Origin of the sequence: Devosia indica, assembly GCF_003056405.1 — a bacterium.
Taxonomy (GTDB): Bacteria; Pseudomonadota; Alphaproteobacteria; order Rhizobiales; family Devosiaceae; genus Devosia; species Devosia indica.
Genome location: NZ_PYVZ01000055.1, coordinates 1 through 774 on the forward strand (window position 1 = coordinate 1; position 774 = coordinate 774).

The following is a 774-nucleotide window of genomic DNA, read 5'->3' on the forward strand; positions in this document are numbered from 1 at the left end:
CTGAAAGCTGCCGTAGCGAAGATCCATCTCCGAACCCATCGGCTATCACCCTCTGGGCGAGAACTAGTTGGTTTGCAAAGGCGGATGGAGCGGAGGCCCTTGCTCAAACCGAAATCCCCTACGAAGCGCAATTAACTCCAAGATCCGAACAAGTTCTTCGACCTCAACAGGAGCAAGCTTGGGTACGCGCAGGATCCGCTGACGACCATCGCGAAAGTTCAGCTCCAGATTCAAGTTGTCGAGCGCAAAGGCCCAGGGCGCAGGACGAAGTACCGCCTGGCTGATATCTGCCCAATCAAAGGTGACCGCTCGTTCAGCTAGCACATTCTGCCAAATCGGTGGCCAGTTCACATGGCCCATTACACTGGTTATGTTTCCGAGCAGATAGTTTTCGACAGCCAGTTGCCCAGTGTTCCAATGGAAGAGAAGCGGAATCGCACCCATAGAACCTAGCGCAACGCCAAGGGCGACTGCGGCGCTCAACCAGGCCTCAAGTCCGGCCTCCCACCCACCGGCAAATGTCAGGATACCAAGTACCGCTGCAACCACGACGACATGCTTGATTTGAGGGTAGAATTTGCGCGTCGCAAGTATGAACTCGCAATCCTCCACGGAGAAGCGGTGACTCTTGTAGGGTATCGTCATTCCAGCTGCCCTGTAATCGCTACAGATCGGACAAAATCACAAACTTGCCGACACGCTCACCCAAGTTCAGGCCTCCTGCCATTCCCATCCACTCGACAATTCTCTCCGTTTGGTCAATGTCCGTTATTG

At 54.4% G+C, this 774-nt stretch carries 1 protein-coding gene; it reads right to left on the reverse strand.

Translation table 11 applies throughout. The features are described from left to right. Positions 1-63 precede the first annotated feature (63 nt). Positions 64-645, reverse strand: a complete 582-nt coding sequence (locus DDE76_RS19380; protein WP_104891841.1) for a hypothetical protein — start codon at positions 643-645, stop codon at positions 64-66. Between the last annotated feature and the right edge of the window lie 129 nt (positions 646-774).